The sequence below is a fragment of the Streptomyces sp. AHU1 genome (genome assembly GCF_045343905.1).
GTDB lineage: Bacteria > Actinomycetota > Actinomycetes > Streptomycetales > Streptomycetaceae > Streptomyces > Streptomyces triticiradicis.
Window position 1 is genome coordinate 5,310,415 of record NZ_CP174283.1, and the last position, 13,037, is coordinate 5,323,451.

Here is a 13,037-nt window from a genome sequence, read left to right on the forward strand (position 1 = left end):
GCGAAGGTCACAGGCGGCGAGTTCACAGGATCGCAAGATCACTTAATATCGATCTCGCGTTCGATATTGCACGGTGCATTTCCGTCCGTCCCATTCCCTGTCGGCCTCGCGAATCGGCCAGCCCCGCCCCTCGCGCATACCGCGCCGACGGGTGGGGCATCGTCATGAGTGGCGGGGGAGGGCGGCGGCGAATTCGTCTTTCCGGGAGCCCTGACGTAGACTGACTCGTCGGCTCTCGTGCACCCGCATGTCTGCATGCGCTCGCACGAAGTCGATCAAGGTAGTCGATTCGAAGGGCGAAGCGTGGCCAAGAAGCAAGGTGCCATCGAGATCGAGGGCACTGTCGTCGAGTCTCTTCCGAACGCCATGTTCAAGGTCGAGCTCCAGAACGGCCACCAGGTCCTGGCACACATCAGCGGCAAGATGCGTATGCACTACATCCGCATCCTCCCTGACGACCGGGTCGTGGTGGAGCTGTCTCCGTACGACCTGACGCGTGGCCGGATCGTCTACCGCTACAAGTAGATCTTGCCCTGCTCCGTGTTCCCGGTCCCGGGACGCGGGGGGTGGCACTGACCCGGAGAACCTCACCTAATGAAGGTCAAGCCGAGCGTCAAGAAGATCTGCGACAAGTGCAGGGTGATCCGCCGTCACGGTCGGGTCATGGTCATCTGCGAAAACCCGCGCCACAAGCAGCGCCAGGGCTGACGCACGACCGCACCTTCTGCACCCGCAGATATTTCGCGCGACGCAAGCAGTACATGTTCATACGCAGGATCCAGGGCTGAGTCTCATCAGGCCTGACACCCCCGGTCGGAGGCCGGGGACCCGGTTCGTACCGAATGCTCGATCCATCGGATCAGAGGACGACGGCGGGCGGGATCCGGTTCTGCGGAAGACCTCCGAACGACAACTGGAGCCATTGAATGGCACGCGTTTCCGGTGTTGACATCCCGCGCGAAAAGCGTGTGGAGGTCGCCCTCACCTACGTGTTCGGCATCGGCCGGACCCTTTCCCAGCAGACGCTGGCCGAGACTGGCGTGAACCCCAACACGCGCGTTCGTGACCTCTCCGAGGAGGAGCTGGTCAAGATCCGCGAGTACGTGGACGCCAACATCAAGACCGAGGGTGACCTCCGTCGCGAGATTCAGGCCGACATCCGCCGCAAGGTGGAGATCGGTTGCTACCAGGGTCTGCGCCACCGTCGTGGCCTGCCCGTCCACGGTCAGCGCACCAGCACGAACGCTCGTACCCGCAAGGGCCCGCGTCGCGCCATCGCCGGTAAGAAGAAGCCGGGCAAGAAGTAGTCCTCAGCGGACAACGCTTCATCAGCGGTCTTCGCTGTAGGACCGACCACCTCCCCGTAGGAGAAACAGATGCCCCCCAAGGGTCGTCAGGGCGCCGCCAAGAAGGTGCGCCGCAAGGAAAAGAAGAACGTCGCTCACGGCCACGCGCACATCAAGAGCACGTTCAACAACACGATCGTCTCGATCACGGACCCCTCGGGCAACGTGATCTCCTGGGCCTCCGCCGGCCACGTCGGCTTCAAGGGCTCGCGCAAGTCCACCCCCTTCGCCGCGCAGATGGCCGCCGAGTCGGCCGCCCGCCGCGCGCAGGAGCACGGCATGCGCAAGGTCGACGTCTTCGTCAAGGGTCCCGGCTCCGGCCGTGAGACCGCGATCCGCTCCCTCCAGGCCACCGGCCTCGAGGTCGGCTCGATCCAGGACGTCACCCCCACCCCGCACAACGGCTGCCGTCCGCCGAAGCGCCGCCGCGTCTGACGCACGGCCGCTCGGTCGTCGATCTCGACGGCCCTGTGCTGGTTAGAAGGTTTTCGGGCGGTACGGCTCCGTAAAAGGGCCGTATCGCCCGTACCCTTGCTGTACCCGGCCTCCTCGGAGGCCCGGTTCTGTCGGGCGTCAAATAGCGGGCGTCCACGAATGAAGGATCTGATCACCACATGCTGATCGCTCAGCGTCCCTCGTTGACCGAAGAGGTCGTCGACGAATTCCGCTCCCGGTTCGTGATCGAGCCGCTGGAGCCGGGCTTCGGCTACACCCTCGGCAACTCCCTGCGCCGCACCCTCCTCTCGTCGATCCCCGGCGCTGCTGTCACCAGCATCCGCATCGACGGTGTCCTGCACGAGTTCACCACCGTGCCGGGCGTCAAGGAGGACGTCACCGACCTGATCCTCAACATCAAGCAGCTGGTCGTCTCCTCGGAGCACGACGAGCCGGTCGTGATGTACCTGCGCAAGCAGGGCCCGGGTCTGGTCACCGCCGCCGACATCGCGCCCCCGGCCGGTGTCGAGGTCCACAACCCCGACCTCGTCCTCGCCACGCTCAACGGCAAGGGCAAGCTGGAGATGGAGCTGACCGTCGAGCGCGGTCGCGGCTACGTCTCCGCCGTTCAGAACAAGCAGGTCGGTCAGGAGATCGGGCGCATCCCGGTCGACTCGATCTACTCGCCGGTGCTGAAGGTCACGTACAAGGTCGAGGCGACCCGTGTCGAGCAGCGCACCGACTTCGACAAGCTGATCGTCGACGTCGAGACCAAGCAGGCCATGCGTCCCCGTGACGCCATGGCGTCGGCCGGCAAGACCCTGGTCGAGCTGTTCGGTCTGGCCCGCGAGCTCAACATCGACGCCGAGGGCATCGACATGGGCCCGTCCCCCACGGACGCCGCCCTCGCCGCCGACCTCGCGCTGCCGATCGAGGAGCTGGAGCTCACGGTCCGCTCGTACAACTGCCTCAAGCGTGAGGGCATCCACTCCGTGGGTGAGCTCGTCGCCCGCTCCGAGGCCGACCTCCTGGACATCCGCAACTTCGGTGCGAAGTCCATCGACGAGGTCAAGGCGAAGCTGGCCGGCATGGGCCTGGCCCTCAAGGACAGCCCGCCCGGATTCGACCCGACCGCCGCCGCCGACGCCTTCGGCGCCGACGACGACGCGGACGCGGGCTTCGTCGAGACCGAGCAGTACTGATCGCCTCCGGCGGGACAGCCGTCTTCGGGCGGTGGTCCCGCCGGGTTCGATCTCGGCTGCCGGCCGGCTGTGGCTGGTCGCGCACCTGCGACGGAGTCGCATGTCGACTCCGTCCCGCGCCCCTTCGGGGCGCGGGTCCTCCGGCGCCTTGAAAAAGGTGCCGGATCTTCGACGGGCAATCGCCCGCTCGGACACTGACCCCGGTACCTGATACGGCCGGGGCAGACACCTAGGAGAAACACCATGCCGAAGCCCACCAAGGGTGCCCGTCTGGGCGGCAGCGCCGCGCACGAGAAGCTGCTCCTCGCGAACCTCGCGAAGTCGCTCTTCGAGCACGGCCGCATCACCACCACCGAGGCCAAGGCCCGCCGCCTGCGTCCCTACGCGGAGCGTCTGGTCACCAAGGCGAAGAAGGGCGACCTTCACAACCGCCGTCAGGTGCTCTCGGTGATCACGGACAAGAGCGTCGTGCACACGCTCTTCACCGAGATCGGCCCGCGCTACGAGAACCGCCCGGGTGGTTACACCCGTATCACCAAGATCGGTAACCGCCGTGGCGACAACGCGCCCATGGCCGTCATCGAGCTGGTGGAGGCCCTGACCGTGGCCCAGCAGGCCACCGGTGAGGCCGAGGCCGCCACCAAGCGTGCCGCCAAGGACGCCGAGGCTCCGGCCAAGGTCGAGGAGACCAAGGTCGAGGACGCCGCCGAGGCTCCCGCCGAGGAGTCGAAGGACGCCTGAGGCACTGCCTTGCTGTGAGCGGGTCCGTCCCTTTCGGGGCGGGCCCGCTCTCGCGTTTTCCGGGGAGGAGCCCGGGCTTGAGAGGATCTAGGTGTGAGTGACGAAGCGGAGCCCGGGTACGTCCGGGTGCGGTTGGACCTGTCGTACGACGGGACCGAGTTCTCCGGGTGGGCGCGGCAGGCCTCCGGACGCAGGACCGTGCAGGGCGAGATCGAGGACGCGCTGCGGACGGTGACGCGGACGAGGGACACCACGTACGAGCTGACCGTGGCCGGGCGGACGGACGCCGGGGTGCACGCGCGCGGCCAGGTGGCCCATGTCGACCTGCCCGAGGAACTGTGGGCCGAGCACCGGGAGAAGCTGCTGAAGCGGCTGGCCGGACGGCTGTCGAAGGACGTGCGGGTGTGGTCGCTCACCGAGGCGCCGGCCGGCTTCAACGCGCGGTTCTCGGCGATCTGGCGGCGCTACGCCTATCGCGTGACCGACGAACCGGGCGGTGTCGACCCGCTGCTGCGCAGTCATGTCCTGTGGCACGACTGGCCGTTGGACGTGGACGCCATGAACCGGGCCGCCGAACGGCTGCTGGGGGAGCACGACTTCGCCGCCTACTGCAAGAAGCGCGAGGGCGCCACGACCATCCGCACGCTCCAGCAACTGAGCCTGGTGCGGGGCGAGGACGGCGTCATCACGGCCACCGTGCGAGCCGACGCCTTCTGCCACAACATGGTGCGGTCGCTGATCGGGGCCCTGCTGTTCGTGGGGGACGGGCACCGCGGGCCCGACTGGCCGGGCGAGGTGCTCGCCGCCGGAGTGCGGGACTCGGCCGTTCACGTCGTACGGCCGCACGGGCTGACGCTGGAGGAAGTCGGTTATCCGGCCGACGAGTTGCTGGCCGCGCGGAACAAGGAGGCGCGGAACAAGCGGACGTTGCCGGGGGCGGCCGGGTGCGAGACCTGCTGACGCCCGTGCGCCGGGGCGGGACCGCGGGCGACGGGGCGGTCTGAGCGACCGTCAACTCCCCTGTGCGGGAGTCCGGTCGGGGATCCGCCGGGTGTCGTGGAGGACCACGGCCGGTCCGGAGGGGCAGGGGCAGGGGCAGGGGTAGGGGCGGGGCGGCGGCCGGTGATGTCGGCCGCCGCCCGGAACCGCTACTGGTTGGCCGCGGCCGAGGCCTGGGCCTGGCCCCGCCGGCTGATCTGGCGGAACGCGAACTCCGCGAGGTCGTCGCCGGTCGTGAACACCGCGGTGTCCTTCGTCGTCACGTCCTTGCCGTTGGTGAAACCGGCGAGGGTGAAGTAGCCGTACCGGCCGTAGGCGTTGCGGGTCGAACGGCAGACGGCCGAGTTGCAGAACGCCTTGATGCCGTTGCCGGCGAGCGAGGCGATGATGCTCTTGTCGTTCGTCTCGGCCTTGGCCTTGCTCGCCTGCGCCTCGGTGTCGAAGACCGCGACGCCGACCGTCACCGCCACCCCGTCCTTGACGTAGGTGACGCGCATGAAGCGGGTGCAGCCGTTCTTGGTGAGGACCGGCGGCAGCGTGTCCTTCGCGGCCGAGGCGCAGTTCTTCGTGTCGGCCGTCGGGCCCTTGCGGTACACGCGGTTGCCCATGGTGAGCTGCGTGCCGGGGAAGAGGATGTCCGGGCTCAGCGGCGCGGTGTCCTTCTGCGCGCTGGCTATGAACTGCTTCGGGTCCAGCGGCGGCGGAGCCGAGGTCGGCTCGAAGGACGGTGCCGGTGTCGTGGCACCGGGGATGTCCGCGCTGGCGGGCAGTTTGGACGGCTGGTTCGCGGCCTCGTTGTTCCCGTTCGCGCCCGCGACGCCCATGGCCACGGCAGCACCGACCCCGATGGTGGCCAGCGCCCCGCCCACGATGAACAGCACTTTGCGGCGCTTGTTGCGCGTTTCGGAAGCCTCCGCCATGGCGGCCCAGTCGGGATTCCCGGTGGAACGCTGGTTGTTCCACTGAGGCGTTTGCTGAGACCCCGGCTTCCAGGGGTCCCACGGGGGCTGCCCCTGCCCACCCTGCCCATAACTCATGCGCCGCATCTTAGACGGGGGTTGGGGGGTGCCGGTCAGGTCCACCGGGCACTTGATTTCCTAGTGTGATCTGAGTGCGCGAGGGCAAAAGTGACATCTCCGGGTGGTTGGTGCGTAGGGCCTCCCGGCGTGCGTGAGCGGCCTCGGGGGCGGTGCTCGCGGCGGTGCCGCGGGCGTCGCTCCCGGCGCGGCTGCCCCGGGGTGCTCGGACCCGCCGGGCTCGTGCACGGTTCCGCGTCCTTCGGGCGCGTGGTCCCGCCCGGCGACGGGACCGCGACCGTCGCCGCGGCCTCGCCCTGAAGCCGCTGCTCGCGTCCGGGGTGCCCCTCTCCCTCCCCTCCCTCCCTCTCCTTCTCCTTCTCCTTCTCCCTCTCTTCCTCTCTTCCTCTCCTTCTTCTGCGCGCTCCGCCGACGCCCGGTCCTGCGGTGTTCGTCACACGGAGGCCGTCGTTCCGGCGGGGTGTCGGCGAGGGGTCACGGCGGCTTCGTCCGCCTCCACGGGGCCTCTTCCGGAGGTCGTGCCGCCCCGGGTCCGGAAGCGGCGATCCGGCGCTCCTGCCGGGACTGCTCTACCCTGTGTGTACCGACTGCATCGGTGGCGCTCCGGCGTCGCCGTCATCTGCCGCTCGTCGGTCCGGACCACTCGCCGCCCAGCGGCGGGGGGCGACGGGCCGCGAGGGCGTGGGCGCTCGCGTTTTGACCCTTGCGGGCCACCGCGGGTAAGCTTGCAGTTCGTTATGTGTATTGGCTTGCTCATTCTCACGTGAGGGGCCCTTACACCGGTCCACCGGGGCCGATGACCAGCGACCAGCACGCGGTATGCGTCACCGCAGTGCGGTCAGGGCTGTCGTGATCGTCCGTGGTGGCCATGTCAGGACCCACTCACTGAAGAAGCGAAGGCTACGACCGTGCGTACGTACAGCCCCAAGCCCGGCGACATCACTCGCCAGTGGTACGTCATCGACGCCCAGGATGTCGTCCTGGGCCGTCTGGCGACCACCGCCGCGAACATTCTGCGGGGCAAGCACAAGCCGATCTACGCGCCCCACGTCGACGCTGGTGACTTCGTCATCATCATCAACGCCGACAAGGTGCACCTCTCCGGCAACAAGAAGACCCAGAAGCTGGCGTACCGCCACTCCGGTTACCCGGGTGGTCTGCGCTCCGTCCGTTACGACGAGCTGCTGGCGAAGAACCCCGAGAAGGCCGTCGAGAAGGCCATCAAGGGCATGGTTCCCAAGAACTCCCTGGGCCGTCAGGTGCTCTCGAAGCTGAAGGTCTACGCGGGCGAGAACCACCCGCACGCTGCGCAGCAGCCGGTCCCGTTCGAGATCACCCAGGTCGCGCAGTAGTTCCGGCCACCCCCTAAGACGAAAAAGAATCTGAGGAGAATCGTGGCCGAGACCACCGTTGAGCAGCCGGTCGACGAGACTGAGCTCGTCGACATCGAGAACTACACCACCGAGTCCGAGGTCCCCCTCGAGGGCGAGTACACCTCGGAGTCGCTCGCGGGCCGCTTCGGCGACCCGCAGCCGGCCGCCGGCCTGGGCCGTCGCAAGAACGCCATCGCCCGCGTCCGGATCGTCCCGGGCACCGGCAAGTGGAAGATCAACGGTCGCACCCTTGAGGACTACTTCCCCAACAAGGTGCACCAGCAGGAAGTCAACGAGCCCTTCAAGGTGCTCGAGCTCGACGGCCGCTACGACGTCATCGCCCGCATCGCGGGTGGCGGTGTCTCCGGTCAGGCCGGTGCCCTGCGCCTCGGCGTGGCCCGTGCGCTGAACGAGGCCGACGTGGACAACAACCGCGGCGCCCTCAAGAAGGCCGGCTTCCTCAAGCGCGACGACCGTGCGGTCGAGCGCAAGAAGGCCGGTCTCAAGAAGGCCCGTAAGGCCCCGCAGTACAGCAAGCGTTAATCTTCGCTGCTTGCTTCTGCGCGTCAGTACGCGTAGCTCCGAACGCCCCGGCGGCACGTCATTGTGCTGCCGGGGCGTTCGTTTATCACAATGGTTGGGCGTATAACGGCACAAGGTGCTCATAGGCTCATGGGATCGGATGACTCCGTATCCTCGGGGGACTTCCGTACTCTGCAGCTTTCTCAGGAGGACAAGTGGGACGACTCTTCGGCACGGACGGCGTGCGTGGTGTCGCCAACGCGGATCTGACGGCCGAGCTCGCCATGGGGCTCTCCGTGGCGGCGGCGCACGTACTCGCCGAGGCGGGCACGTTCGAAGGTCACCGGCCCGTGGCGGTGGTCGGGCGGGATCCGCGCGCGTCCGGGGAGTTCCTGGAGGCCGCCGTGGTCGCCGGCCTCGCCAGCGCCGGTGTGGACGTCCTGCGCGTCGGCGTGCTGCCGACCCCGGCGGTCGCCCACCTCACCGGGGCGCTCGGCGCCGACCTCGGCGTGATGCTCTCGGCCAGCCACAACGCCATGCCCGACAACGGCATCAAGTTCTTCGCCCGTGGCGGCCACAAGCTCGCCGACGAGCTGGAGGACCGGATCGAGGGCGTCTACGAGGAGCACCGCACCGGCGCTCCCTGGGACCGCCCGACCGGCTCCGGCGTCGGCCGGGTGAACTCCTACGAGCAGGGCTTCGACCAGTACGTCGCCCACCTCATCGGTGTTCTCCCCCACCGCCTCGACGGTCTGAAGGTCGTCCTCGACGAGGCGCACGGCGCCGCCGCCCGGGTCTCCCCGGCGGCCTTCGAGCAGGCCGGTGCCGAGATCGTCACCATCGGTGCGGAGCCGGACGGGCTCAACATCAACGACGGCTGCGGCTCCACCCACCTGGAGCTGCTCAAGGCCGCCGTCGTCGAGCACGGCGCCGACCTCGGCATCGCGCACGACGGCGACGCCGACCGCTGCCTCGCCGTGGACCACACCGGCCAGGAGATCGACGGCGACCAGATACTGGCCGTTCTCGCGCTGGCGATGCGGGAGCGTTCCGTACTGCGCGCCGACACCGTTGTCGCGACGGTCATGTCCAACCTGGGCTTCAAGCTCGCCATGGAGCGCGAGGGCGTCGCGCTCGTCCAGACGGCGGTCGGCGACCGCTACGTCCTGGAGGAGATGAAGCGGCACGGCTACGCGCTCGGCGGCGAGCAGTCCGGGCACGTCATCGTCCTGGACCACGCCACCACCGGCGACGGCACGCTCACCGGCCTGCTGCTCGCCGCCCGGGTCGCCCAGACCGGCCGTACGCTCCAGGACCTCGCCTCGGTCATGGAACGGCTGCCGCAGGTCCTGATCAACGTCCCCGACGTCGACAGGACGCGGGTGAAGACCTCGGCCGAGCTCGCCGCCGCGGTCGCCGACGCCGAGCAGGAGCTCGGCACCACCGGACGGGTGCTGCTGCGCCCCTCCGGCACCGAGCCGCTCGTCCGCGTCATGGTCGAGGCCGCCGACATCGACCACGCCCGGTCGGTGGCCGCGCGCCTCGCCGACGCCGTGAAGTCGGCGCTCGGCTAGTCCTTGTACGCGGTCGTGAGGCCCGGCACCCTCGGGGTGCCGGGCCTCACGACCGCGCGGGGACGGACGGCTCACGGCGCCGTCCTCCCGCCGGACCGCCTCCGCTACGCGGGCCGCGGCTCGCGCCGCGTCGCCCAGAACCACTTCTGGGCCATGAGCGTGAGCGTGCCGGCGAGAACGATGCCGAGCAGGTTGAACAGCAACTGCTTGGTGGAGCCCCACGTCTGGCTCATGTCGCCGTAGCTCAGGGCCACCGCGGCGTTCGCGGCGGCCGGGACCGTCGTCACGGAGATCGCGACACCGACCAGGGCCCCGGACTTCGCCGAGGTCAGGGACAGCACGCCGGCGGTGCCGGCGAGCACCGCGACGACGAAGGAGAACCAGTCCGGGGCGTAGACGAACCCCGTGTTGGGGCGCGGCCCCTCCAGCTGCGCCTCGCTGAACAGGCCCACCCCGTCCATGAACAGGCTGAAGAGCACCGTCACCGCCATGGCGATCGCGAAGCCGGCCAGCAGTGCCGTCAGGGAGCGCAGGGCGAGGCGTCCGCCACGTTGCACGATCGCCGTGCACAGACCGGCCAGCGGGCCGAACTCCGGCCCCACGGCCATGGCGCCCACGATCAGTACCGCGTTGTCGAGCACCACACCGCAGGCCGCGATCATCGTGGCGATCGTGATGAACGCGACGTAGGTGACCGACAGCGTCGACTCCTCGTGCGTGGCCTCCTCCAGGTGCTCCCACAGCACCGCGTCGACACCCTCGCCCGGGGCTTCCTCCTCGGCCTCGTCGGCCCGTTTCGACAGGGACAGGTCGATGTCCTCGACCGCGATCGAGCCCGTGCGGTCGATGCCCCTCTCGCGCAGGCCGCGGATGAGTTCGTCACCCGCCTCGCGGGCGACGTCGCACATGACGACGTCGCCCGCCGGGTTGCGGGCGGCGCCGGGAAGGACGACGAGGTGCGTGGTGCCGACCGTCTCCTCGATCAGGCGTACGACGTCATCGGTCCGGTCGGCGGGAGTGATCAGGCGCAGGTGCAGCATGGCCGCAGGGTAGCCGTCACGTACGAGGAGGCGTCCGCCGGACTACAGCTTGCGCAGGCTCAGGCGTTGCACCTTGTGGTCCGCGCCCTTGCGCACGACGAGGGTCGCCCGGCCGCGGGTGGGGGCCACGTTCTCCAGCAGGTTCGGCTTGTTGATGGTGCGCCAGGTCGTGCGGGCGTAGTCGAGGGCCTCCTCCTCGGAGACCTGGGTGTACTTGCGGAAGTACGAGTCGGGCTTCTGGAAGGCCGTCGCGCGCAGCTTGCGGAAGCGGTTCAGGTACCAGCGCTCGATGTCCTCGGGGCGGGCGTCGACGTACACGCTGAAGTCGAAGTAGTCCGCGAGGCCGACCCGGGTGCGGCCGTCCTTGCCGGGCAGCGCGGGCTGCAGCACGTTCAGGCCCTCGACGATGAGGATGTCGGGGCGGCGGACGGTGAGCCGCTCGCCGGGCACGATGTCGTAGATCAGGTGCGAGTAGACGGGCGCCGTCACCTCGTCCTTGCCCGCCTTGATGTCCGCGACGAACCGGGTCAGGGCCCGGCGGTCGTACGACTCGGGGAAGCCCTTGCGGGACATCAGCCCGCGCGCCTCCAGCTCCTTGGTGGGGAGCAGGAAGCCGTCCGTGGTGACCAGCTCGACGCGGGGGTGCTCGGGCCAGCGGGAGAGCAGGGCCTGGAGCAGTCGGGCGACGGTGGACTTGCCGACGGCCACGGAACCGGCGACGCCTATGACGAACGGGGTGCCGGACTGCGAGCCCTTCTCACCCAGGAAGGTGTTCAGGGCGCCCCGGAGCCCGTCGGTGGCGCCGATGTACAGGTTCAGCAGCCGTGACAGCGGCAGATAGATGTCCCGGACCTCGTCGAGGTCGATGACATCGCCCAGACCGCGCAGCTTCTCGACCTCCGCGGCGTTCAGCGGGAGCGGCGTCTTCTCACGCAGCGCGCTCCACTCGGCACGGGTGAGGTCGACGTAGGGAGTCGCCTCCGGCTTCGGCCGGTGGGCGCTCCGCGGCGACAGGGAGACCGGAGAGATCACAGTCCATTGTTAACGGAATTTGAACGGGGCGGCGGGTGGGGTGTGTCACGTCGCCCCGTTCGACCTGCGTCGTGCGGTGTGTCAGTCGTTGATGAGGGACACCTGGCGCGAGCCCTGGAGGACGGTGCCGAACTGCGGTATGCCGTGCGTGTCCACTCCGACCTGGCCGGGCTCGATCAGGGCGGCCCTGGTGGTGCCGATCGTCTTCCCCCCGCCGGGCGCCGTAGTGGAGGGCAGCACGGTGACCGTTCCGTCGCCGTTGGCCGCCCACGGGGCGCCGGCGAGCAGATCGGTCCCGCCGTCGTGGTCGAGGTCGGACATCAGCACGGCGGTGCCGAACTGCTGTCCGCCGTTCGGGGCGCCAGGGACCCCGTGGTTGCCCTGGTAGAAGTACTGCGGCGCCGTGGTGGTGTCGACACCGGCCGAGGTCCCGCGCAGCACGGTGACCGTGCCCAGGTGGTAGCGCATGGTGCCCCAGAGCCGCATGTTCTCGTCCGGGGCGCCGATGGCGAGGTCCTGCCTGCCGTCGCCGTCGACGTCCCCGAGGGCGACCGACGCCCCGAACTTGTCCCAGTCCTCGGAGTCCCCCGGAACGGTGCCGGACTCCTGGGTGATCGTCTGGACGCGGGACGAGGGGCCGGCGGCCGAGCCGTAGGCGACCAGGACCTTGCCGCCGATGGGCCCGTCGGCGGTGGTGCGGCCCCAGTACACACCGGTGACGACGTCCCCGTAGCCGTCCCCGTCGATGTCGCCGATGGCACCGCTGACGCCACCGGGCATCCGCTGGGCGACGGTGCGCGACGGACCGGCCGAGGTGCCCGGCACGTAGTAGTTGACGTTGTAGTACTTGTGGTCGGTGGCGGAGGGGGTGCGGTACAGCCCGTCGACCACCAGGTCCGCGCGGCCGTCCTTGTTCACGTCCCCGGCGGTGAGGTTGATGATCCCCGCGTCCGGCGCGCCGTGCAGCGGCAGGGAGCGCTTGGACACCGCACCGGCCCTCCCGCTCTTCGCGATGCCCGCGCGGAAGGTGTAGAGGGTGGACGAGCTGGTGCCGACGGCCAGGTCGGTCCTGCCGTCCCCGTCGAAGTCGCCCGCGGCGAGCGAGGCACCGAACCGGTCGTGTTCGGCGGGTGCGGGGTCGGGCACGGTGGAGCCGCCGACCAGGCCCCTCGCCGAACCCCAGAGGATCTGCACCACCCCGCCGTTGGTGTCCCTGCCCACGTCCTCCAGCGGACTGGAGACCGCGAGGTCGCTGTAACCGTCCGAGTCGAAGTCCCCGGACGCGGTCGCCGCACCGAAGAGGTCCCCGTTCTCGGCGGCGCCGGGGACACCGGGCGAGTCCTGGTCGAAGGTGGTGTGGTTCGCGGCCGAGACGCCGTGCGCGGATCCGTAGAGCGCGGTGACGGACCCGACCCGCCACTTCCCCTGCCGCCACGCGGCGGGCGCGGTGACCGCCGCGTCCCCGAAACCGTCACCGTTGAAGTCGGTCTTGACCGGCTTCGCGACGGCCGGTGCCGCGGCCGCGGTGCCGGTCAGAGCGCCCGTCAGCCCGCCGGCCAGGGCGGCGGCGACTGCGGCTGCTAGGACCGTGCGATGACTGCGCTTCATCCGTGTGTCTCCTGATGTTCGGTCAAGAACTGTCGCGGAGGAGACCGCCGTGGGGTACGGAGGGTTGTACGAGCCGTGGGAATCGGCGAGCGAAACCGGGCGGAGATTTCCGATTCCGGGCACGGAGA

The 13,037-nt window shown here is 69.4% G+C and carries 14 protein-coding genes; 10 read left to right on the forward strand and 4 right to left on the reverse strand.

Annotation, left to right across the window (positions count from 1 at the left end; all coding sequences use genetic code 11):
* The first annotated feature begins 303 nt into the window (after nt 1–303).
* The 7 genes from infA (at nt 304) to truA (ending at nt 4,684) form a co-directional block, all read left to right on the forward strand.
* Nucleotides 304–525, forward strand: a complete 222-nt coding sequence (gene infA, locus ACICHK_RS23825) for a translation initiation factor IF-1 (protein ID WP_003948620.1) — start codon at nt 304–306, stop codon at nt 523–525.
* Between the two features lie 69 nt (nt 526–594).
* Nucleotides 595–708, forward strand: a complete 114-nt coding sequence (gene rpmJ, locus ACICHK_RS23830) for a 50S ribosomal protein L36 (RefSeq protein WP_003998809.1) — start codon at nt 595–597, stop codon at nt 706–708.
* A 218-nt stretch (nt 709–926) separates the two neighbouring features.
* A complete protein-coding gene (rpsM, locus tag ACICHK_RS23835) occupies nt 927–1,307 on the forward strand; it encodes a 30S ribosomal protein S13 (protein WP_060901485.1) in 381 nt (126 codons plus the stop codon).
* Nucleotides 1,308–1,376: 69 nt separating this feature from the next.
* Nucleotides 1,377–1,781, forward strand: coding sequence for a 30S ribosomal protein S11 (rpsK, locus tag ACICHK_RS23840; RefSeq protein ID WP_003956432.1), 405 nt, complete (start codon nt 1,377–1,379; stop codon nt 1,779–1,781).
* A gap of 179 nt (nt 1,782–1,960) precedes the next feature.
* The gene (locus ACICHK_RS23845) at nt 1,961–2,983 is read left to right on the forward strand and encodes a DNA-directed RNA polymerase subunit alpha (protein WP_003966937.1); all 1,023 of its coding nucleotides are present in this window, start codon (nt 1,961–1,963) and stop codon (nt 2,981–2,983) included.
* A gap of 243 nt (nt 2,984–3,226) precedes the next feature.
* Nucleotides 3,227–3,724 (forward strand): 50S ribosomal protein L17, encoded by a 498-nt coding sequence (rplQ, locus tag ACICHK_RS23850; protein WP_151473492.1) that lies wholly within the window; start codon nt 3,227–3,229, stop codon nt 3,722–3,724.
* Between the two features lie 93 nt (nt 3,725–3,817).
* Nucleotides 3,818–4,684 (forward strand): tRNA pseudouridine(38-40) synthase TruA, encoded by an 867-nt coding sequence (gene truA / locus ACICHK_RS23855; RefSeq protein ID WP_151473491.1) that lies wholly within the window; start codon nt 3,818–3,820, stop codon nt 4,682–4,684.
* A 188-nt stretch (nt 4,685–4,872) separates the two neighbouring features.
* On the opposite strand, the gene ACICHK_RS23860 is transcribed toward truA, so the two are convergent.
* Entirely contained in the window at nt 4,873–5,760 is an 888-nt protein-coding gene (locus ACICHK_RS23860) for a hypothetical protein (protein ID WP_406838466.1), read from the reverse strand.
* A gap of 908 nt (nt 5,761–6,668) precedes the next feature.
* Here ACICHK_RS23860 and rplM point away from each other — a divergent pair.
* The 3 genes from rplM (at nt 6,669) to glmM (ending at nt 9,229) form a co-directional block, all read left to right on the forward strand.
* Complete coding sequence (gene rplM, locus ACICHK_RS23865) at nt 6,669–7,112, forward strand: 50S ribosomal protein L13 (RefSeq protein ID WP_095936057.1); 444 nt, start codon at nt 6,669–6,671, stop codon at nt 7,110–7,112.
* Nucleotides 7,113–7,154: 42 nt separating this feature from the next.
* Nucleotides 7,155–7,676 (forward strand): 30S ribosomal protein S9, encoded by a 522-nt coding sequence (rpsI, locus tag ACICHK_RS23870; RefSeq protein ID WP_151473489.1) that lies wholly within the window; start codon nt 7,155–7,157, stop codon nt 7,674–7,676.
* Between the two features lie 194 nt (nt 7,677–7,870).
* On the forward strand, nt 7,871–9,229 hold the full coding sequence (gene glmM, locus ACICHK_RS23875; protein ID WP_406838467.1) for a phosphoglucosamine mutase: 1,359 nt from the start codon (nt 7,871–7,873) through the stop codon (nt 9,227–9,229).
* 104 nt (nt 9,230–9,333) lie between these two features.
* Here glmM and ACICHK_RS23880 read toward each other — a convergent pair whose 3' ends face one another.
* From ACICHK_RS23880 to ACICHK_RS23890, 3 genes are all read right to left on the reverse strand, one after another.
* On the reverse strand, nt 9,334–10,269 hold the full coding sequence (locus ACICHK_RS23880) for a DUF389 domain-containing protein (RefSeq protein WP_406838468.1): 936 nt from the start codon (nt 10,267–10,269) through the stop codon (nt 9,334–9,336).
* A 42-nt stretch (nt 10,270–10,311) separates the two neighbouring features.
* The gene (gene coaA / locus ACICHK_RS23885; RefSeq protein ID WP_151469231.1) at nt 10,312–11,301 is read right to left on the reverse strand and encodes a type I pantothenate kinase; all 990 of its coding nucleotides are present in this window, start codon (nt 11,299–11,301) and stop codon (nt 10,312–10,314) included.
* Nucleotides 11,302–11,382: 81 nt separating this feature from the next.
* Complete coding sequence (locus ACICHK_RS23890) at nt 11,383–12,909, reverse strand: FG-GAP and VCBS repeat-containing protein (protein WP_406838469.1); 1,527 nt, start codon at nt 12,907–12,909, stop codon at nt 11,383–11,385.
* Between the last annotated feature and the right edge of the window lie 128 nt (nt 12,910–13,037).

Excerpts from the sequence above, each read along its gene's own strand:
- rplQ (WP_151473492.1), top strand. The coding sequence starts at position 3,227 with ATGCCGAAGCCCACCAAGGGTGCCCGTCTGGGCGGCAGCGCCGCGCAC.
- rpsK (WP_003956432.1), top strand. The coding sequence starts at position 1,377 with ATGCCCCCCAAGGGTCGTCAGGGCGCCGCCAAGAAGGTGCGCCGCAAG.
- ACICHK_RS23880 (WP_406838468.1), bottom strand. The coding sequence starts at position 10,269 with ATGCTGCACCTGCGCCTGATCACTCCCGCCGACCGGACCGATGACGTC.
- rpsM (WP_060901485.1), top strand. The coding sequence starts at position 927 with ATGGCACGCGTTTCCGGTGTTGACATCCCGCGCGAAAAGCGTGTGGAG.
- rpmJ (WP_003998809.1), top strand. The coding sequence starts at position 595 with ATGAAGGTCAAGCCGAGCGTCAAGAAGATCTGCGACAAGTGCAGGGTG.
- ACICHK_RS23890 (WP_406838469.1), bottom strand. The coding sequence starts at position 12,909 with ATGAAGCGCAGTCATCGCACGGTCCTAGCAGCCGCAGTCGCCGCCGCC.
- ACICHK_RS23860 (WP_406838466.1), bottom strand. The coding sequence starts at position 5,760 with ATGAGTTATGGGCAGGGTGGGCAGGGGCAGCCCCCGTGGGACCCCTGG.
- ACICHK_RS23845 (WP_003966937.1), top strand. The coding sequence starts at position 1,961 with ATGCTGATCGCTCAGCGTCCCTCGTTGACCGAAGAGGTCGTCGACGAA.